17 protein-coding genes and 1 pseudogene are annotated in these 19,170 nt (G+C 73.7%); 6 read left to right on the top strand and 12 right to left on the bottom strand.

Translation table 11 applies throughout. The features are described 5' to 3' along the window. Positions 1-109: 109 nt before the first annotated feature. A complete protein-coding gene (locus tag HHL19_RS16790) occupies positions 110-928 on the top strand; it encodes a pentapeptide repeat-containing protein (protein WP_169090369.1) in 819 nt (272 codons plus the stop codon). A 128-nt stretch (positions 929-1,056) separates the two neighbouring features. On the opposite strand, the gene HHL19_RS16785 is transcribed toward HHL19_RS16790, so the two are convergent. Further along, on the bottom strand, positions 1,057-2,034 hold the full coding sequence (locus tag HHL19_RS16785) for a winged helix-turn-helix domain-containing protein (RefSeq protein ID WP_169090367.1): 978 nt from the start codon (positions 2,032-2,034) through the stop codon (positions 1,057-1,059). A gap of 89 nt (positions 2,035-2,123) precedes the next feature. Between HHL19_RS16785 and HHL19_RS16780 the strand changes: the two genes are divergently transcribed. After that, the gene (locus HHL19_RS16780) at positions 2,124-3,422 is read left to right on the top strand and encodes an MFS transporter (RefSeq protein WP_169090365.1); all 1,299 of its coding nucleotides are present in this window, start codon (positions 2,124-2,126) and stop codon (positions 3,420-3,422) included. A gap of 35 nt (positions 3,423-3,457) precedes the next feature. Then, a complete protein-coding gene (locus tag HHL19_RS16775) occupies positions 3,458-4,042 on the top strand; it encodes a DinB family protein (protein ID WP_169090363.1) in 585 nt (194 codons plus the stop codon). Between the two features lie 224 nt (positions 4,043-4,266). Here HHL19_RS16775 and HHL19_RS37290 read toward each other — a convergent pair whose 3' ends face one another. After that, entirely contained in the window at positions 4,267-7,851 is a 3,585-nt protein-coding gene (locus HHL19_RS37290) for a BTAD domain-containing putative transcriptional regulator (RefSeq protein WP_240981646.1), read from the bottom strand. 220 nt (positions 7,852-8,071) lie between these two features. Between HHL19_RS37290 and HHL19_RS16765 the strand changes: the two genes are divergently transcribed. Next, entirely contained in the window at positions 8,072-9,598 is a 1,527-nt protein-coding gene (locus HHL19_RS16765; protein ID WP_169090361.1) for an MFS transporter, read from the top strand. Between the two features lie 76 nt (positions 9,599-9,674). Here HHL19_RS16765 and HHL19_RS16760 read toward each other — a convergent pair whose 3' ends face one another. From HHL19_RS16760 to HHL19_RS16750, 3 genes are all read right to left on the bottom strand, one after another. After that, positions 9,675-10,466 (bottom strand): GNAT family N-acetyltransferase, encoded by a 792-nt coding sequence (locus tag HHL19_RS16760; RefSeq protein ID WP_169090359.1) that lies wholly within the window; start codon positions 10,464-10,466, stop codon positions 9,675-9,677. A gap of 76 nt (positions 10,467-10,542) precedes the next feature. Further along, positions 10,543-11,082, bottom strand: coding sequence for a cupin domain-containing protein (locus tag HHL19_RS16755; RefSeq protein WP_169091123.1), 540 nt, complete (start codon positions 11,080-11,082; stop codon positions 10,543-10,545). 31 nt (positions 11,083-11,113) lie between these two features. Further along, complete coding sequence (locus HHL19_RS16750; protein ID WP_346768442.1) at positions 11,114-12,334, bottom strand: cytochrome P450; 1,221 nt, start codon at positions 12,332-12,334, stop codon at positions 11,114-11,116. Between the two features lie 423 nt (positions 12,335-12,757). Between HHL19_RS16750 and HHL19_RS16745 the strand changes: the two are divergent. Then, a pseudogene (locus HHL19_RS16745) lies at positions 12,758-13,540 on the top strand (AMP-binding protein); the annotation flags it as partial. 217 nt (positions 13,541-13,757) lie between these two features. Next, a complete protein-coding gene (locus tag HHL19_RS16740) occupies positions 13,758-14,015 on the top strand; it encodes a helix-turn-helix transcriptional regulator (protein ID WP_169090357.1) in 258 nt (85 codons plus the stop codon). Positions 14,016-14,175: 160 nt separating this feature from the next. Here the strand turns inward: HHL19_RS16740 and HHL19_RS16735 are convergent, their stop codons facing one another. The 7 genes from HHL19_RS16735 to HHL19_RS16700 all read right to left on the bottom strand — a co-directional run bounded on the left by HHL19_RS16735 (position 14,176) and on the right by HHL19_RS16700 (position 19,131). Continuing rightward, the gene (locus tag HHL19_RS16735; protein WP_169090355.1) at positions 14,176-15,345 is read right to left on the bottom strand and encodes a helix-turn-helix transcriptional regulator; all 1,170 of its coding nucleotides are present in this window, start codon (positions 15,343-15,345) and stop codon (positions 14,176-14,178) included. A gap of 78 nt (positions 15,346-15,423) precedes the next feature. Beyond that, the gene (locus tag HHL19_RS16730; RefSeq protein ID WP_169091119.1) at positions 15,424-16,071 is read right to left on the bottom strand and encodes an HAD family hydrolase; all 648 of its coding nucleotides are present in this window, start codon (positions 16,069-16,071) and stop codon (positions 15,424-15,426) included. Between the two features lie 458 nt (positions 16,072-16,529). Next, positions 16,530-16,673 carry a hypothetical protein gene (locus HHL19_RS16725; protein ID WP_169090353.1) on the bottom strand — a complete coding sequence of 48 codons (144 nt, stop codon included), beginning with the start codon at positions 16,671-16,673 and terminating at the stop codon, positions 16,530-16,532. A 697-nt stretch (positions 16,674-17,370) separates the two neighbouring features. Then, entirely contained in the window at positions 17,371-17,637 is a 267-nt protein-coding gene (locus tag HHL19_RS16715; protein ID WP_169090349.1) for a hypothetical protein, read from the bottom strand. 30 nt (positions 17,638-17,667) lie between these two features. Beyond that, complete coding sequence (locus HHL19_RS16710) at positions 17,668-18,027, bottom strand: hypothetical protein (RefSeq protein ID WP_169090345.1); 360 nt, start codon at positions 18,025-18,027, stop codon at positions 17,668-17,670. A gap of 13 nt (positions 18,028-18,040) precedes the next feature. Next, complete coding sequence (locus HHL19_RS16705) at positions 18,041-18,949, bottom strand: N-acetylmuramoyl-L-alanine amidase (RefSeq protein WP_169090343.1); 909 nt, start codon at positions 18,947-18,949, stop codon at positions 18,041-18,043. Further along, positions 18,949-19,131 (bottom strand): hypothetical protein, encoded by a 183-nt coding sequence (locus HHL19_RS16700; RefSeq protein WP_169090341.1) that lies wholly within the window; start codon positions 19,129-19,131, stop codon positions 18,949-18,951. Before HHL19_RS16700 ends, HHL19_RS16705 begins: the two co-directional genes overlap by 1 nt. Between the last annotated feature and the right edge of the window lie 39 nt (positions 19,132-19,170).

Here is a 19,170-nt window from a genome sequence, read left to right as displayed (position 1 = left end):
CGGGGGCCAGCGGTTTCGCGGGGAGCGTGACGGCCACGGCGCCGGCCGGGCACCGGGGGCGCGATACGGTGGGCGGATCGTCTCCGAGTCGTGAAGGAACCGTTCCACCGTGCCCGACACCCGGGAATCCGCCCTGCGCGGCGACTGCGCGCAGTGCTTCGGTCTGTGCTGTGTGGCGCTGCCGTTCGCCAAGTCGGCGGACTTCGCCGTCGACAAGTCCGCCGGCGACCCGTGCCGCAACCTCCAGGACGACTTCCGCTGCGGGATCCACACCCGCCTGCGGCCGAGCGGTTTCCAGGGGTGCACGGTGTACGACTGCTTCGGCGCCGGCCAGCGGGTCTCCCAGGTGACCTTCGGCGGCGTGTCCTGGCGGGAGGCGCCGGAGACCGCCCGGCAGATGTACGAGGTCTTCCCGGTGATGCGGCAGCTCCACGAGCTGCTGCGCTACCTCGCGGAGGCGCTGGAGCGGCCCGCCGCCCGCCGGGTCCACGGCGAGCTGCGTACGGCGCTCGGCCGGGTCGAGGCACTGACCGCGCTGCCGGCCGCCGAGCTGGAGAAGCTGGACGTCGGCCCCGTGCGGGCCGAGGTCAATCCGCTGCTGCTGCGGACCAGCGAGCTCGTCCGCGCCACGGCGGGCGGCCGGCCGCGCGGCCGGCGGGGCGCGGACCTCATCGGCAAGCGGCTGCGCGGGGCGAAGCTGCGGGGCACCGACCTGCGCGGCGCGCTGCTGATCGCAGCCGACCTGACGGGCGCGGACCTCACCCTGGCGGACCTGATCGGCGCCGACCTGCGCGACGCGGACCTGTCCGGGGCCGTCCTCGCGGACGCCCTCTTCCTCACCCAGCCGCAACTGAACTCCGCACGCGGCGACGCGAGGACCGTCCTCCCGGACGGCTTCGACCGCCCGTCCCACTGGACGGCGACCTGACCCGCTCCTGTCACTCCTGGCCCCGACGGGCCCACAAGCCGTCGCACAACGCGTCGCATGACCCGTCGCATAGCCCGTCGTACATCAGCTCGCGCCGGAAGACACATCCACAGCGCTGACCTGCGCCCTCAGCCCGAACCGGCGACCAGTGCCTCGCCGAGCGGGGTGCGCCGGTAGAGCACCGACCGTCCGGACCGGGCGCGGACGAGCAGCCCCGCGGCCCGCAGGATGGCGAGGTGGTCTCCGACCGCGCCGGGTGCCATGGCGAGGCTTCGGGCGAGGTGGCTGGTACTGGCCGGGGCGTCAAGGGCCAGCAGGAGCCGGGCCCGGGCTCGGCCGACCAGAGCGGTCAGCGCGTCCGGTCCGGGGACGGTCTCCTGCTCGTCCCACAGGGCGGCGGTGCCGCGGGCGCGATAGACCAAGGTCCTGGGCCAGGGGTCTTCCATATGGGCGGCGATGTGCCCGACGACCGCCGAAGGGATCAGCAGGAGCCCTTCGCCGCCGAGGCGGACCGTTCCGCCTCGGAGGAAGCCGATCTCGATGCCGCCGGCCTGCCAGGCGATGCCCGGGTGCAGGCTCTCGATGGTCGCCGCCCATCCCTGTTCGCCGATCACACCCACCCGGTGCACGACATCGCGCTCACAGGTCGCGCGCAGTTGCGGCCAGTCCGCGGCAAGCAGCTCGTGCCACGCCCGGTCCATCGCGTCGGCGATCCTGGGGACGGCGTCCGGCGAGTCCAGCACTTCGCGTACGCGGGGATCGCGAGCGGACGGTCCGGTCGCGGTCGCGGCGAATTCGCTGCGGGCCGCTTCCAGCGGCGTGGCCCGGATCGCGGCCAGGTCGTCCGCCCAGGTCTGGCTGAGGCCGCGCGGGGGCGGGGCGACGAAGTTCGGTCCGGCTTGCGGGGCCTGCAGGGCGAGGGCGGCGTCCAGTTCGGTCTCGCGGCGAAGCCGTTCGAAGGCCGGCTCGAGCCGGGCCGCCCAGGCTCGCGGCAGCGGCTGGTCCCGGCCGGCGAGCGAACGCAGCAGCAGGCAGAGGTCCAGCGAGGGGGACAGCGCGAAGCGGCTGCGCAGCAGGTCCTCGACGGAGATTTCGAAACGGAGCACCCCGCGATGCTACCGACGGACGTCTGCTCCGATTCGTCCAGCGACGAATCAATGGTGAGTGGCGCGGTCGTACGACCAGGGTGGGCGTCATGATCACAAACGCCGAACCCGCGCAGGACGGCCGCCGCGCCACCTACCGGGAGGTGCTGGCCGAGCCGCGGTTCCGGCTGCTCTTCTCGACCCGCGCCGTCGCGATCACGGCGGACTCGCTGCGGATCACCACGTTCTCGGTGCTGGTCTTCGCGACCACCGGCTCCTCGCTGCTCAGCGCACTCGCCTTCGGCATCGGCTTCCTCCCGCAGCTGTTCGGTTCACTGCTCCTGGGCTCACTGGCCGACCGGCTGCCGCCCCGCACGCTCATCGCCGGCGGCTACACCGTGGAGTGCGCCGCCGCCCTGCTGCTCGCCCTGGTGCCGATGCCGGTCGCGGCGAGCCTCGCTGTCGTGGCGCTGGTCGCCCTCGTCACACCGGTGTTCGGCGGCGCGTCGAGTCGGTTGGTCGCCCAGTGCCTGGAGGGCGACGCCTATGTACTCGGCCGTTCCCTGAACAACATCGCGGGCTCCGGCGCCCAGTTGTCCGGTCTGGCGCTGGGAGGTGCGGCCGTCGCGGTACTCGGCCCGCACCGGGCGCTCGCGCTGAGCGCCGCCCTCTACCTCGGCTGCGCACTCGCCATCCGCATCCGGCTGCCCCGGTCACCCCGGCCACCCCGGCCACCCCGACTCCAGCGGGGAAAGTCGAGTAGCGCTCGGGGCGAGGGCGGGACCGTCCGGGCAAGCCTCCACTCCGCCGGCCTGCTGCTGCGCGGACGCACGGTGCGCCGCCTGATGCTGGCCCAGTGGCTGCCGCCCGCGTTCGTCGCGGGCGCGGAGGGCCTGATCGTCGCCTACGCGGGAGGACGCCACTTCGCGCCCGGCTGGTACGCGGTGCTGATGGGCTGCCTGCCGGTCGGCATGCTGGTCGGTGATCTGCTGGTGGGTCGGCTGTTGCGGCCACCCGTCCGGGAGCGGCTGGTGGTTCCCCTGACCGCGCTGATGGGACTGCCGCTGGTCGGCTTCGCCGCCGAGCCCGGAGTGGGCGTCTCGTGCTGTCTGCTGCTGCTCTGCGGTTTCGGATTCGCCTACGGTCTCGGCCTGCAACGGCCGTTCCTGGACGCCCTGCCGCACGACGGCCAGGGCCAGGCCTTCGGCCTGCTCGGCTCCGGCGGCATGACGCTTCAGGGCGTCGGGCCGGCCTGCTTCGGCACGGTGGCCGCAGCCATCGGAACAGGCGGCGCCATCGCTCTGGCAGGCGGCGCGGCGGTGCTGACCGCCGGCTGGATTCTCAGCTGGCACCCGCCCGCGTCCCCCCGTTCCCCGTTCCCCGTCCCGAACCGCTCAACGGTCTCTTGAGACACCACGAACACCTCATGGAAGGCTCATGCCGCATGATCGATGAATTCGCGAAGGGCAACCTGCACGGGAGACTGCGGCGGGACCGCGAGGTGCTGCTCTGGAAACTCGACGGCTTGTCCGAATACGACGCCCGCCGGCCACTGACGGCGACCGGGACCAACCTCCTCGGCCTGGTCAAACACGTGGCCACCGTCGAGGCCAGGTACTTCGGCGAGGTCTTCGACCGCCCTTCCCCGGAACCGCTGTGCCGGTGGCAGGACTCCGACGGCAGCGATCAGTGGGCGGCCGAGGACGAGACCCGCGATCAGATCACCGGGTTCTACCGGCGCACGGGGGAACACTCGGACGCGACGATCGACGCGCTTCCCCTCGACGCCCCCGGCCACGTGCCGTGGTGGCCGGAGCCTCATCGCGACACGAACCTGTTCGCCGTCATGGTCCACGTCCTCGGCGAGACCATCCGGCATGCCGGGCACGCCGACATCCTGCGCGAGGGCCTCGACGGCCGGACCGGGCTGCGCCCCGAACACGATCAGCGGATCGACGGGGAAGCCCGCGCCGCCCACCACGCGAAGATCGAGCAGGCCGCGAGGACGGCCGCGTCGGTCAAGGGCTAGTCGGACGCACCAGGCCGCGCGGGTCGCGGTGAACTCCAGGTCCTCGGCAGCGGACCGCCGGGGGAAGAGAGACTCGCCCCTCCAGCCGCTTCGCGGCCGGGCCTCGTTCGCTGACGCGCACGGGCGGTGGGCCGCTCGGCTCGGACCGAGCGGGTCGGGCCGAGCGGGTCGGGCCGAGCGGGTCGGGCCGAGCGGGTCGGGCCGAGCGGGTCGGGCCGACCCCGTCAGGCCGGCCCGTCCGTGCCCGGCTCCGGGCCCGTCTCGGCGCCGTGTGCGTACTCCCTCTCGTACGTCTCCGGGCCCAGGGCCGCACGGGCGCGGGCGGTGACGCGTAGGACGTCGTCGTGCTCGCCCTCCGGGAGGGGGACTCCGACCGAGGCGCGGGCGGCGGCCGCAGCGCCGAGGAGGCGGGCCGCGCGGGCCGGGTCGCCGGCGAGGGAGACGGCGCCGGCGAGGCCCTCCAGGCCGAGGGCGAGCGCCCGCGGGTCGCCGGTCGCGCGGGCGGCGGCGAGACCGGAGCGCTGGAGCTCCAGGGCGCGCTCCGCGTCGCCGCGCAGTTCGGCCGCGAAGCCCAGCTCGGCGAGGATCAGGGCGGGCATGCCAGGCTCGTAGCCCATGCGGCGGTGGGTGTCGAGGACGTTGCGCATGTGGGTCTCGGCGGCGTCGAGGTCGCCCTCCCTGCGGGCCCCCATGCCGAGGCCGATCTCCGCGTACTGCTCGCCGAAGCCGTCGGTCTGCTCGACGGCGAGCCGCCTGGCCCGCTCGTGGTACTCCCGCGCCTTGCCGTACTCCCGGGTGAGCAGTGCGATCCGGCCGAGGCCGGAGAGCTGGAAGGAGGCCTCGCGGCGCAGGCCGAGCCGGAGCGCGATGTCCAGGCAGGCGCGGTGGAGTTCGCCGGCGTACGCGTACTCCCCGACGATCCCGGCGCGCGTCTGGAGCGGCACCATGGCCTGCAACTGGCCCCATTCGTCGCCGAGTCCGCGGAAGATCTCCAGGCTCCGCTCGCCGTCGCGCAGCAAGGCCCCGAAGTCGCCGCGGAGTTTGGCGTGGAAGGAGCGGGTGGCGAGAGCCGCCGCCGCTCCCCAGTCGTCGCCCAGCTCCTCGAAGCGGGCGAGGGCGCCGTCGACGAGCCAGGCGCTCGCGGTGGCGTCCCCGATGCCGTAGAGGTGGGAGCCGAGGAACCAGGCGGCGCGGGCCTCCTCCATCGGGTCGTGGACGTCCTCGTAGGCGTGGAGGGCGGAGCGGTAGTCGGCGTCCGGGTCGACGCTGCCGCCCGAGGCGAGGCGGACACCGCCGAGCCAGGCCGTGGCCCGGGCGACGAGCCCGGCGGGCGCGGGACCGGGCACGGCGAGGGCGGCGGCGAGGGAGCGCTCGGCCTCGGCGCCCCGGCCGCGCAGCCGCCAATACCAGCAGAGGGAGGTGGCGAGCCGGAGCGCGGTCTCGGCCTCCCCGGCGGTGACGGCGGAGTCGAGGGCGCCGCGGAGGTTGGCGGTCTCCTCGTCGAGGCGGCGGAGCCAGTACCCCTGCTCCGCGCCGCGCAGCAGCGGCTCGGCGCGCTCGGCGAGCCGCAGGTAGTGGGCGCGGTGGGCGGCGCGTACGGACTCCGCCTCCCCGGCCTCACGGAGCCGTTCCGTCCCGTAGGCGGCCACCGATTCCAGGAGGCGGTAGCGGACGGCGCCGTCGCCGCCGGCGGGCACGGCGACGACCAGGGAGGCGTCGACGAGCCGGGCGAGATGGTCGAGGACGTCGGCCGGGTCCAGAGCGCTGGTCGGGTCAAGAGCGCGGGACGGGTCCAAGGGGCTGGCCGGGTCAAGAGCGCGGGACGCATCCAGGGGGCTGACCGGGTCCAGAGCGCTGGCCGGGTCGAGGAAGTCCGCCGAACCGGGGGCGTCCATCGGACCGAGGGCGTCCGCCCGACCGAAAGCGTCCATCGGACCAAGGGCGTCCGCCCGACCAAGGGCGTCCGCCGGACCGAGAGCGTCCATCGAACCGAGGGCCTCGCTCGGGTCGCGGCCGTCGGGGCGGTCTGGTCCGGACGGACCGGGTCCCGCGGCGCAGACCTCCTCGGCGGCGTCGAGGGCGCAGCCGTCGGCGTGGACGGAGAGGCGGCGCAGGACGGTCCGTTCGCCGGGGCCGAGGAGGTCCCAGCTCCAGTCGAGGACCGAGCGGAGGGTCCGCTGCCGGGCCGGGGCGTCGCGGGAGCCGACGGCGAGCAGCCGGAAGCGGTCGTCGAGGCGTGCGGCGACCTCGCGGACGCCGAGGGCGCGGACCCGGGTGGCGGCCATCTCCAGGGCGAGCGGGATGCCGTCGAGCCGGCGGCAGATCGCCGCGACGGCGTCGGCGGTGGCCGCGTCCAGGGTGAAGCCGGGCGCGGCGGCGGTCGCCCTGGCCACGAACAGTTCCACCGCGCCGAAGCGTGCCGCCTCGGCCGGGTCGAGGCGCTCCCCCGCCTCCGGGCGGGGCAGCGGCGGGACCTCGCGGAGGTGCTCGCCGGTGAGGCCGAGCGGGACCTGGCTGGTGGCGAGGATCCGCAGGGCGGGCGCGGCGGCGAGGAGCCGGGCGGCGAGTTCGGCGACGGGCTCGACGACGTGTTCGCAGTTGTCGAGGACGAGGAGGGCGGGGGCGTCGCCGACCGCGCGGGCGATCCGGTCGACGAGCGGCAGCGGGTCGGTGCCCGGGGTGGGCGGCACGTCGTCGCGGACCCCGACGGCGCGCCCGACGGCCTCCCGCACCTCCGCGAGCGCGGTCGCCCGGCGCCGTTCGCCGCCGGCGCGGTCCAGGGCGGCCAGCTCCACGAGCCGTACCCCGCCGGGGAAGGCGTCCGTCGCGCGGGCGGCCGCGGCGAGGGCGAGGCGGGTCTTGCCGACGCCGCCGGAGCCTGTGAGGGTGACGAGCCGTCGGGTGCGGAGCAGCGCGCCGAGCTCCTCGACGGCGTCGTCACGGCCGATCAGGCCGGTGAGCGCGGCGGGGACGGAGGAGGGGGCGAGCGCGGATGCGGGCGTCCGTATCGGCGTCGGCGTCGGCGTCGGCGTCGGCGTCGACGGCGGCCTCGGCGTGGGGTCCAAGTCGGCGGACCGGGTGAGGATCGCCCGGTGCAGGGCGGTGAGTTCGGGCCCGGGGCCGACGCCGAGTTCGTCCGCGAGCCGGGCGCGTACCTCCTCGTATCCGGTCAGGGCCTCGCTCTGCCGGCCGGAGAGGTAGAGGGCGCGGAGGTGGACGGCGCGGAGCCGCTCCCGGAGCGGGTGCAGGGCGACGGCGTCGCCCAGGTCGTCGGCGACCTCGACGTGCAGGCCGAGGGCGAGGCGGCTCTCGGCGCGCTCCTCCAGGGCGGTGAGCCGCTGCTCCTCCAGGCGGGCGGCGGTGGCGCGGACGAAGTCCTCGTCGGCGAAGTCGGCGAGGACGGGGCCGCGCCATTCGGCGAGCGCGTCGCCGAGGAGGGCTGCGCGGGCCGCGGGGTGCTCGGTGGCGCGGGCCCGCTCGGCGAGGGCGCGGAAGCGGTCGGCGTCGACGCTGCCCGGGGGCGCTTCGAGAACGTAGCCGGGCGGGCGGGAGACGAGGAGGGCCTTGGCGCCGGGCTCGGCCGCCTCCAGGGTCCTGCGCAGCCGCCACACCTTGTTCTGGAGCGCGCTCGCGGGGCGGGCGGGCGGGTCGTCGGGCCACACCTCGTCGACGATCCGGTCGACGGGCACCGGCTCCCCACGGTGCGTCAGGAGGCAGGCGAGCAGGGCGCGGACCTTGGCCTCGGGGACCGCGACCGCCGTCCCGTCCTCCGTCCACACGGCCAGCGGCCCCAGCACTCCGAAACGCATGCCCGCCACCCTAGATCACCCCGCCGGCAGCGGGCCGGGGCGACCGCTGTGAGCCTTCCGGGAGGCGTCCGGATCCGATCCGGGCCGCGAGAGGGCCGCAGAAGGCCGGGAGAGGACCGGGAGTGGACCGAGAGGCAGCCGAGAGGAAGCCGAGAGGAAGCCGAGAGCGCCGCCCCGCAGAGTCGTCCCGAAGTCACCGTCACAGCAGGAAGGGACGATCATGTCCGTCATCCCACCGGTGGGCGCCGCGCCGCTCGCGGGGCGCCGGGAGTGGGCGGGGCTCGCCGTGCTGGCTCTGCCCACGCTGCTCATCTCGCTCGACCAGAGCGTGCTGTTCCTGGCCCTGCCGCACCTCGCGGAGTCGCTGCGGCCGACCGGCACCCAGTCCTTGTGGATCATGGATGTGTACGGGTTCCTCATCGCCGGCTTCCTGATCACGATGGGCGCGCTCGGGAACCGGATCGGGCGGCGCAGGCTGTTGCTCGTGGGGGCCGTGGCGGTGGCGCTGACCTCGCTGCTGGCGGCGTACGCGAACAGCGCGGAGACGCTGATCGCGGCGCGGGCGCTGCTCGGTGTCGCGGCGGCCACGCTGATGCCGTCGACGCTGGCGCTGATCAACAGCATGTTCCACGACCCGGGGCAGCGGGGGCGGGCGATCGCCGTGTGGGCCGGGTGCTTCATGGCGGGCACGGCGCTGGGGCCGGTGGTCGGCGGTCTGCTGCTCGAACGCTTCTGGTGGGGTTCGGTCTTCCTCATCGGGGTGCCGGTGATGCTGGTGCTGCTGGTCGCGGCGCCCCGGCTGCTGCCGGAGTACAAGGAGCCGGGCGGCGGTCCGCTGGACCTGGTGAGCGTGGTGCTGTCGCTGGGCGCGGTGCTGCCGGTGGTCCACGGGCTGAAGGAGCTGGCCCGGCACGGCTGGTCGGCCGTCGCGCTGCTGACGATCGTGGCGGGCGCGGCCGTCGGGGCGGCGTTCGTCGCGCGGCAGCGGCGGCTCGCGCATCCGCTGCTCGACCTGGAGCTGTTCCGGGGGCGGGGGTTCACGGCGGCGCTGGCGATCCTGCTGGTCTCGATGATCGCCACCGGCGGCGGCTACCTCTTCATCACCGGCTACCTCCAGCTGGTGGCGGGCCTCTCGCCGATGGAGGCGGGCCTGTGGATGGTGCCGTCGGCGGTCGCGTCGATCGTGGCGGCGCAGCTGGCGCCGACGCTCGCCCGGCGCTTCCCGGTGTACCTGGTGGTCGCCGGCGGTCTCCTCGTGGCGGCCGTGGGGTACGGGCTGCTGGTGCTCGCCGGGCCGGTGGGCGGGCTGCCGCTGCTGGTCGCCGGTTTCGTGGCGGCGTTCTTCGGCGGCGGTCCGATCGGGGCGCTGGGTACGGCCCTGGTGGTGGGTTCGGCGCCGCCGGAGCGGGCCGGTTCGGCGGCGGCGCTCTCCTCGGTCTGCGGCGACCTCGGCGCGGCGCTGGGCGTGGCGCTGCTCGGCAGCCTCGGCACCGCCGTCTACCAGGGCACGGTGACGGCGCCCGAGGGTCTGTCGCCGCGGCTCAGGGAGGCCGTCCTGGGCGGCGCGGACACTGCGGTCGCCGCCGCGCAGGCCCTCCCGGCGGGGGCGGCGGAGCAGGCCGCCCGGGTGCTCGGCGCGGCCCGCGAGGCGTACACGAACGGTCTGAACTCGGTCGGCGCCGTCTGTGCGGTGATCGCTCTCGGCTGCGCCGCGCTGGCGGTGACCGCCCTCCGCAAGGCGTCCTGACGGCACCGCACCGTCGCGTTCCGTCGCGTTCCGTTCCGTCCTGTCCCGTCGCGTTCCGTCCCGTCCCGGGGGCGTCTCAGGCGTGCACGTACGGGGTGGTCGTGGTGAGCGGGACGAAGCCGAGGCGCTGGAGGATCGGGCGGCTGGTGGGGGCCGCGTCGACCTGGAGCCAGCGGTGGCCGTGGACGGCGGCGACGCGGGCGCGGTGGGCGACGAGAGCGCGGTAGAGGCCCCGGCCCCGCCACTGTTCGACGGTGCCGCCGCCCCACAGGCCGGCGAAGTCGGTGCCGGGGTAGAGCTCCAGGCGGGCCGCGCTGACCGGGACGCCGTCGGCGAGGGCGAGGACGGCGGTGACGGTGCCGGGGTCGGCGGCGAGCCGGTCCAGGAGGCGGCGGCCGAGGTCGGAGCTGTCGGTGCCGAAGGCCCGTTCGTAGACCTCGACCACCTGGCGTACGCCCTCCGGGTCGGTGACGTCGCGGAGTTCGACGCCGTCCGGCAGCGGCACGGCGCCGCCCTGCGCGGACGCCTCCGCGACGAGCAGCGTCTCCGGCTCCTCGGCCTCGAAGCCCGCGGTCAGGAGCCGTGCCCCGAGGTCGGCGGGCCCGTCGTGGCCGTACAGCTTCCACTCGAAGGGGACGCCCTCCGCGCGGTAGTGGGCGAGCTGGGCGGCGATGGCCGCGTCGGCGGTCCCGGCGTCGAGCCCGGACCAGAGGACGCCGTTCCAGGCGTGGGCGGGTCCGGTCTGGCGGACGACGGCGCCGACGCGTTCGACCCGGCAGCCGGGCCCGTCGGGCCGCGCCGCCCGCCGCAGCTGGGCGTCGTACCGGGCGAGGAGGTCAGGGGCGAGGAGGTCGTGTGCGAGGTTCATCGCGGCCATTCAAGGGCGCGGCCCGGTGGCGGGCAACGCCTTTTCGGGTACGGCCCCCACGCCGCCGGCCGGCCGTTCAGCCGCCTCCCTCGTGCCGCAGCGGGGTGATCTGGTCGATGTCGTACCGGACGCGGAGCCGTTCGATGGCGGCGTGGTCGACCTCGCGGCCCTCGCCCGCCTCCGCGAGGATCTCCATCAGCTCCTCGAAGTAGCGCTCGTGGTCGGGCGGCGGGGACGCCTGGAAGAGCATCCGGGCCGGGGCGCCCGTCGGGTTGGCGAAGGCGTGCGGGCAGCCGGGCGGCACGAGGATGAGGGTGCCGGGGGTGGCCCGCACCGCCCGCTGGCCCGAGGCGGACTCCCACTCCCGCCAGCTGTCCCGGGTGCGCACGAGCGGTTCGAAGGCGAGGACGTCGAGTTCGCCGTCGAGGAGGTAGAACAGCTCCTCGCTGCGGCCGTGGGCGTGGGCGCCGACGTCGAAGCCGGGCGGGACGACGACCTCGAACGTGGAGGCCGTACGGGAGTGCTCGCCGGTCACCTTGAAGGTGACGTGCTGGGCGGCGGTGGCGAGGGTACGGCCGTGTCCGGGCGGTACGACGAGGCCGCCGGCGGCTCCGATGGCGGTGGCAGTCACGGGGGTGCCCCTTCCGTCACCAGGTCACGGGCAGGGTCTCGGGGCCCCGGATGAGCGCGCCGCGCTGCCAGCGGAGCTCCTCCTCGGGGACGGCGAGCCGCAGGTCGGGGAAGCGCGTCCACAGGGAGCCGAGGAGGATCTCGGACTCCATGCGGGCGAGGGTGGCGCCGGGGCAGTAGTGCGGGCCGTGGCCGAAGGCGACGTGCGGGTTGTAGGCGCGGTCGAAGTCGAGCCGGTCGGGCTCGGCGAAGACCTCCGGGTCGCGGTTGGCCGCCAGGTAGGAGACGTAGACGGGGTCGCCGGCCGGGATGCGGACCCCGCCGACCTCGACGTCCTCCATGGCGATCCGGGAGAGGCCGACGGCGTTGCGGTGCGGGATGTACCGGAGCAGCTCGTCGACGGCCTGCGGGACCAGCTCGGGCTCGGCACGGAGTCTGGCCAGGTGCTCGGGGTGGGTGAGGAGCGCGAAGACCATGTTGGCGCTGTTGTTGCGGACGGCGTGGGCACCGCCGATCTGGATGAGGACGGCGAGGCCGACGGCCTCCTCCTCGGTGAGGGTGGAGTCGGCGACGGCCTCGGCGAGGACCGCCGCGAGCTGGTCGCTGTCGGCGCCGTGCTCGCCGGCGATGAGGTCGGTGAAGTACCGGCCCATCTCGTCCTTGGCCCGCTCGCTGGCCTCGCGTCCCGCGCCGGCCGAGATGATGGTGTCGGACCAGTGGGCCATGAGGGCGTGGTCGGTGTCGGGGACGCCCATGAGTTCGCTGACCATGGCGAGCGGGAAGGGCCGGTTGAGCGCCGCCATGAGGTCGACGGCCGGGCCCTGCTCCGCCATCCGGTCGAGCAGGCCGTCCATGACGGTCTGGGCGTGGTCGCGCAGTGAGCGCAGCGCGCGGGCGCTGAAGGCGCGGGCGACCACGCGGCGCATCCGGGTGTGGTCCGGCGGGTCGGCGAAGCCGACGGCGTCGGCCATGGGGATGAAGTGGGGGGCGAGGCGGGTGACCTGGCGGCCCCAGACGGCCTGTCGGCTGAAGCGGGGGTCGACGGTGACGAACTTGACGTCCTCGTAGCGGGTGACGAGCCAGGCGTGGCCCTCGCCGTGCGGGAGCCGGACGCGGGTGACCGGGTCCTCGTGGAGGAGCCTGGCGAGCATCGGGTCGAAGTCGAGGCCGGTGAGGTCGGGCACGGCCCAGAAGTGCACCTGGGGGGTGTCGGCGGTGCCGGGGGCGGTGGTGGTCACGGCGTCACCCCGGTGGGGGCGGGCGGGTGCGGTACGGGCATGGCGGTCGCTTTCGTCCGGGCGCGCGGGCGGGCCCGCCGGTCATGGCGCGGCCGGCGGGGGTGCGGGGCCGCGGGGCCCCGGCTGGTCCCACGGGTCCCCGGGGCCCCGGACCCGTATGCGTACGCCCGGAGGAACCCACCCCATGGGGTGACGACGACACGCCCACTCGCCGACGGCCGGGCGGTACGGAAGGGACGGCGTCCGGCGGTACGGAAGGAACGCCGCCCGGTGGTACCGAGAAAGTGGCGCCCGGCCCTTGCCAAACCCCTCCCCGGGGACGTTTTACTGGCCCCCACACGTATCTACCGAATGATCGGTCGTCCGTTTTCGCGTGGGTGCGCGCGCCGGGCGGCCGGCCGAGCGCGCGAGGAGTGGCGGCACATGAAGGAACTGCCGGACGGCGGCGAACGGCTCGGGCGCGAGGAGCTGGCGGCGCTCCAGCTGGAGCGGCTGCGGGGCACGCTGCGGCACGCGTACGCGCACGTGGACTTCCACCGGCGCGCCTTCGACGCGGCAGGGGTGCATCCGGACGACTGCCGCTCGCTCGCCGACCTGGCCCGCTTCCCCTTCACCACCAAGGCGGACCTGCGCGACCACTACCCCTTCGAGATGTTCGCCGTCGACCGGTCGCGGATCCGCCGGATCCACGCCTCCAGCGGCACCACCGGACTGCCGACGGTGGTCGGCTACACGGAGGGGGACCTGGACGTGTGGGCCGAGGTGGTGGCGCGCTCGCTGCGCGCGGCCGGCGCCCGCCCCGGCCACCGGGTCCATGTGGCGTACGGCTACGGCCTGTTCACCGGCGGCCTCGGCGCGCACTACGGCGCCGAGCGCCTGGGCTGCACGGTGATCCCGGCCTCCGGCGGGATGACGGCCCGTCAGGTCCGGCTGATCCAGGACTTCGAGCCCGAGGTCATCATGGTGACGCCCAGTTACATGCTCACGCTGCTCGACGAGTTCGAGCGCCAGGGCGTGGATCCGCGCTCGACCTCGCTGAAGGTGGGAGTCTTCGGGGCGGAGCCGTGGACGGAGGCGATGCGCGCGGAGATCGAGGAGCGGTTCGCCATCGACGCGGTCGACATCTACGGCCTGTCGGAGGTGATGGGACCGGGCGTGGCGCAGGAGTGCGTGGAGACCAAGGACGGACTCCACATCTGGGATGAGACATGCAAAAGAAGCCATACATTGAGGCGAGGATCGGAATCGAGGAAGGGCCCGGGAACCTGCCGCAGCACCCTGCGGGGCACCCGGGCCCAATCACCCGCCCGCCAGGCTCTTCCGGAACCCCGCACAGGCAGGTGTCCGGCCGCCCGACGGGCAACCGGAATCTAGCGTCATATTTGACGCAGACATCTGAACATGCAGGTCCCAGCGTTGTCGAGTGCCCCGCAACCTGCCCGAGTGGGCCCACGTCTACCGCCAGGCGCTGGCGCACCGGATCGCCCGGCTTCGGCAAGAGGCCCACTACCCCCAAGACGCCTTCGCCCGCCGCGCGGGACTCGATCGACGGACCTACCAGCGCATCGAGGCCGGCACTGCGGACCCCACGTACAGCGCCCTGCTGCTCATCGCATCTGGCCTGAACCTGACCGTCTCCGAGCTTGTCGACATCCCCCCGCCTGCGCCGGTCGAGGAGTAGCTCGCCCCGGCGACGGCTTCCGGACCATCACCGAGGCGAGCGTCTGTGGGGCGGTCGGCTCAACCACCTACCTCACGAAGCGGGAGCCTGCTCGCCTGGATCATCATCTTCAGGGATTGCGGTCGCAACGGCTACACGCTGTATCCCCTGCGCAGGTTGACTACACCGCGCCGATCCACTCCGCGAAGCGGGTGATCCCCTCCGCCTCGGACCGCTTCAGCCGGCGCAGCATCAAGACGTCCTCCTTCACCCACGGGTGCTCTCGGGTATGGAGGGGTGCGATCTGCCGCGCGGCCGACAGCGACTCGAACGCGGCATCGGGAGCGCCCGACCACAGCTGCGCCCGAGCGAGTTCGATGAAGACGCCGGAGCGGCGTTCGGCCGGAAGTCGCTTGCTGGGCTGCCAACCGCGGGTGACGTCCAGGGCGCGGTGAACGTGGTCGCCACCGAGACTGACGGCGAGCGAGACCTCATGCGCGCGGACGGAGTCCGGGCCGAACGCGGTGCCCTGGTAGACACCCTCTGGCACTGACCGGCTGTGCTCGCGGGCTTCGTCGAGGTGCCGGCGGGCGCTGTCGGCGTCGCCGGCGCGGCCGGCGATAACGGCGGCGCGCATGTGTAGGGCTCCGCGGGCAGCCGCCGCAGCGGTGCCGTCCGGAGGTGGGGTGGCGTCGATCGCGGCCTGGAGGGCGCGGAGCCCGGCGGCATGAGCCTTGGCTCCGAAGAAGGTTTCGCCTCGGACGTAGGCGACGGTGGCGTCGACGAGAGGGTTCTCGGCCTGGGCGGCCGCCCAGCGCATGAGGTCGATGAGCCGGGCGGAGAGATCGAGTGCGCCGCACTTGTAGGCGACGGCGTCGGCGGAGCGCGCGGCTGAGACCACCAGCCGTGCCGTGTCGGGCCGTGGCGTTGCATGCAGATGCGCGAGTGTGTCCTGGAGGAGGTTGGGCGCCTGCTCGGCGATGCGGGCGTACTGTGCGCCGACCCGGAAGTCGACGGCGGCCGCGACGGCGGCGCGCAGCTCGGTGAGTGGGCGGGTCGGTGGCCCTGGCGGGATGTCGTAGACGGCGAGTATCGCGGAGATCTGGGGCAGCGCCGCGTGGATGCGGCGGCTCGTGCCGGCGTGCTCGCCGAGGAGGTTGGAGGCCTCGACGTCGAGTGCAGTGGCGATGGCCTCCAGGGTGGCGTCGCTGGGCGTGCGGGCCCCCCGTTCCAAGGCCTTGACCATCGCCAGGGAGACGTAGGCCCGCTCGGCGAGGGCGGTCTGGGTCAGGTGTCGGGCGCGGCGCGTGGCAGCGATGCGACTCCCGACGCTCTGCGGCAAATCGCGCATATGGCTCCGATCGGGTCGTAGCCCCGCACCGTACCCTCATTGTCCTGGCGAGGACCCCAACTGCGCCGTGAGCGAGCCCTAGTTCGTCAGGTAGACAACCTCCAGGAGCTCACCTAGCGAGTCGATCCGCCAGTCGGCGGTGGCTGCGGTGCTGTCACGGTCGGCCCAGAGGTACCCCCAGGGGCCGCGGCGCAGGTGCGCCGTCCGCAAGCCGATCGCGCGGGCGGGCACGATGTCGTTGGCTGGGTGGTCGCCGACGTAGACAGTCTCGTGGGGCTCGGCCTCGGCTACGTCCAGCACCCGTTCGAAGAACTCGCGCGTGGGCTTCGCGCACCCCCACTCTGCGGATGTGGCGATCAGGTCTGCGGGCAAGTCCATCGCACGCAGCAGTTCGCCTGCCCGGGAGGTCTGGTTGCCCGCGATCACGACGCGGACGCCGTGGGTCCGGAGGCGGGCCAGTGTTGGCCGGACGTCCGGGTAGAGGTCGGTCTCGTCGAGCTGCTCCCCCTGGCCGGCGGCCTCGCGCGCCCGGTACTCGGCGGCGATGTCGATGTCGGGGTAGAGCAGTCGGAGCGCTTCCGCGTTGTCGTGGCCCTGGGCGACAACGGCGCCGACGAGGGCAGAGAGGGTGTGCCGGGGGATCTTGAGCCAGTCCGCCCACGCGGCCCAGTACCGGTCATCTCGTACCAGGGTCTCGCCTACGTCGAATACAGCCGTCCTGATCATGGGGGCAACGCTACGGCCCTCGACGCCGGTCGCGGGAACCGGCTGGCTGATGCTCACGGCTACAGGGAGGCCGCCTGGCCACGGAATGGACTGGTAGCGAAGAGTGTTGCCCCTCCAGTCCGCAGCACTGAGCTCGAACAACGCGCACTCTCTCCACTGGTACGTGAGCACCGAGGCCGTCCCGTCGAGCAGCTGGCTTGAGGTGCGCCGGCTGGACAGGGACGAAGTCCTCTGGACCCCTGCCTCGTCGTAACGTACCCGCTCGCCGCAACGCCCCGCCTGGGTTCCACGCCGGCGGGGCGCTGCTGTCCGAGTAGCAGGCGAGCAGCCTGATCGCGTGTACAAAGGACGCCTCCACGGTATGGACGGGGTCTGACATCAGCACTCCCCGCCGGATGTGTCGTAGGGCGAATACGCGTGAAGGCCCCCTCCCGCCGGAGCGGGAGGGGGCGGTGGCCTCACGGATTCGGGGTGGGCTGCGGCAGTTCGTCGAGCAGGCCGAGCGCGACGAGCGTTGCGCCGTCTGTCGAGGTCACGTCGACGACGGCCTGTACCTCAGCGATGAACTCGCCGGCTTGGTCGAGGCTGGGGTCGGTCGGCATCAGAGCCTCCGGTACGCGGCGGTGAGAAGCAAGCTGGTGGTCACGAAGCCATGGCGGGCGGGTGACGGCGCCGAGGGCGGGGTGGTGGGCGCGGACCGACGGCACATCAGCCCGTCCGGATCTCCGGGTGGCGGCTGAAGGGTGTAGCCAGTCGGGCAGGTCTGCCCGCTGGGCCCCACAGCACCCGGGGGTCCGGCAGGGCCCGAGGGGCCAACTGGTCCTGCAGGGCCGGGAGTACCGCCGGGCCCGGGCTCCCCTGCGGGTCCCGGTGGGCCGCTCGCCCCCGGCTGTCCCGCCGATCCTGCGGGTCCGGTTACGGACTGGCCCGGGTCGCCTTGTGGCCCGCGGGGGCCCTGAGGGCCGGCGGGACCGCGCTCGCCGACGATCTGCACCGGGACCTCGGAGCGCTGCGGCAGGTCGTCTACGGCCCGGTCGGGGTCGGGAGCGAGGGGGGTCCCTCCGTCGGCCTGAATCTGGGATCTGAGCTGGCGGACGTCTATGGCGAGGACGCTCACGGCTGCGCCTCGCAGGTCGGCCTCGGCCGCGATCTCTGTGGCCTGGGCCGCCAGGAGGTCGGCGCGGGACGAGGCCCGGTCGATCTGGAGGAAGGCGAGCCCGAGGCCGCCGCCGAGGAAGAGGAGTGCGGCCACTATCCAGAGGAGGGTTCGTCGGCGGTACAGCAGCCGTTCGGTCCGGGTCACGGCGTGCCTCCCATCCTGGTGATGATGAGGCGCAGCCTCGCGCTCTCCGCTCGCTCAGCTGCGAGGTCAGTCCTGAGCTGGGTGAGCTGAGCGCGCATGTCGTCGCGCTCCTCCTGCAGCTGGTCCGTCAGCGTGCTGTATCCGGTCAATGCGCTGCCCTCCCGGGCCGCCCGGCTCGCACCACGGGTGCCGTAGATGGCCGCCGCCGCGGCTACCGGCGCGGCCAGCATCGCGCCGATGGCGGTTATCAGGGCGGCGTCCATGGGCCCTCCTGGTGGCGGGTCGAGGGCAGGTCAGGCCCCGAACGGGGGGTTCGGGGTGGTGGTGTCCACAGAGGAGGGGGCGGCGGGGCTGCGGGGCGTGAACATCTCCTGGGCTCGGCTGGCGACGCCGGTGGGCTTCCAGAAGCCGAAGTGGCTGAGCGTGGCGACGGTGAAGGACACGAGGGTGAGGACGGCGGCGGTGCCCGCGTCCCATCCGGGGCGCGGATTGGCGAGCTCGACGATGAAGCCGTTGATCGCGGTGAGCCCGAGCAGGAGTGTGGCCTTGACGCCGGCGTGGGTTACGCGGGTGGTCACCAGGCCTACGAGTACGGGGAGGACGACGGAGATGACGAGACCGAGCCAGTAGGCGCGGTTGAGGTCGACGGTCATGGTGTGGGCTCCTTCAGCCGGCGAGGCGGGCGGCGAGCTTGTCGGCGATGGTGTCGGCCAGGCCCGGGTGCTTCGCCACGGCGGCGGCGATGGAGGCGATCTGGTCGTCGGTGAGGGGCTGCCGCTCCAGACGGTCGAAGCGGGCGGTGAGGGCTCGGGTCTCGTCGCGGGCCTGCCGGGCGAGCGTGTTGGTGTCGAGCTGGTACCAGTAGATGTCGTGCGGCTTGCCGGTGCCGGTGTAGCTCTGGACCGCGTGCGCGATGCGCTTCAGGTCGTCGGGGGTGAGTGCCATGTCGTCCTCCGTAGGGTTACTGGGCGACCAGGACGCAGGATGCGCGAGGCGCTCCGCGACATCGGCCCGGAACTTGGTCATGCTGAATGCCGGGTCGGTCTTCCGGCGGGTGGCTTCCTTGTGGCCGATCACGCTGTCCGCTGTCCAGCCGTGGAAGCGGCAGTGAGCTGAGGCCCAGCGGACGGCCTGGTCGTACTGGTCTGCCGGAAACGGGTCGGTGCCGTCGCCCTTGTTCTCGATCTCCAGGCCGTAGAAGTGGACGTTGCCGTCGATCGGCTCGTCGGATTCCGGCCGGGGGTGGACGGGCGCCTCGTTGACCGCGGCGTCGTAAGCGTTGCGGGCGATTCCGCCAGCGTGGTTCGCGCGTCCGTGCCCGACAAGGTAGAGCTTCGCCGACTTGGCGAGCATGCCGTGGCAGACGGGGCCCGGGAGGCTGTCGTACCCGTCGTAACAGATGTCCGGCATGTGCTGGCTGACGCCGGCCGTGTGGTGGATGTAGACGCCGTGGACGGGGCCCCACGCGCCCTTGTGGTCACGGTTATGAGTTCGCCAGGAGCGGTGCTCGACCAAGCGCACGCCCTCGGCGGCGAGGGTCTTGACGAGCTGGTCGGCAGTCATCGGTACGGCCATCAGCTGATCACTCCTTCGGAGAGGAGTCGGTCTATGACGGCGACCATGAGGCTCCGGTTGGCCTCGGGGACCTCTGGCCACGGCTTCCGGGACGCTTCGCGGGTCTCGTAGCCGTGGCTCGGGGCGAGGTCCTCGTAGGCCTCGTGGAACTGCTGGGCAATCTCTTCGGCGCTTCTGGCCATGGGGGTCTCCAGGGCATGAATGAACCCCGGCCGGGTCGG

This window comes from Streptomyces sp. R302 (assembly GCF_012927245.1).
Lineage (GTDB): Bacteria > Actinomycetota > Actinomycetes > Streptomycetales > Streptomycetaceae > Streptomyces.
Note: the sequence above shows the minus strand (reverse complement) of the source record. Positions and strands in the feature narration are given on the sequence as shown.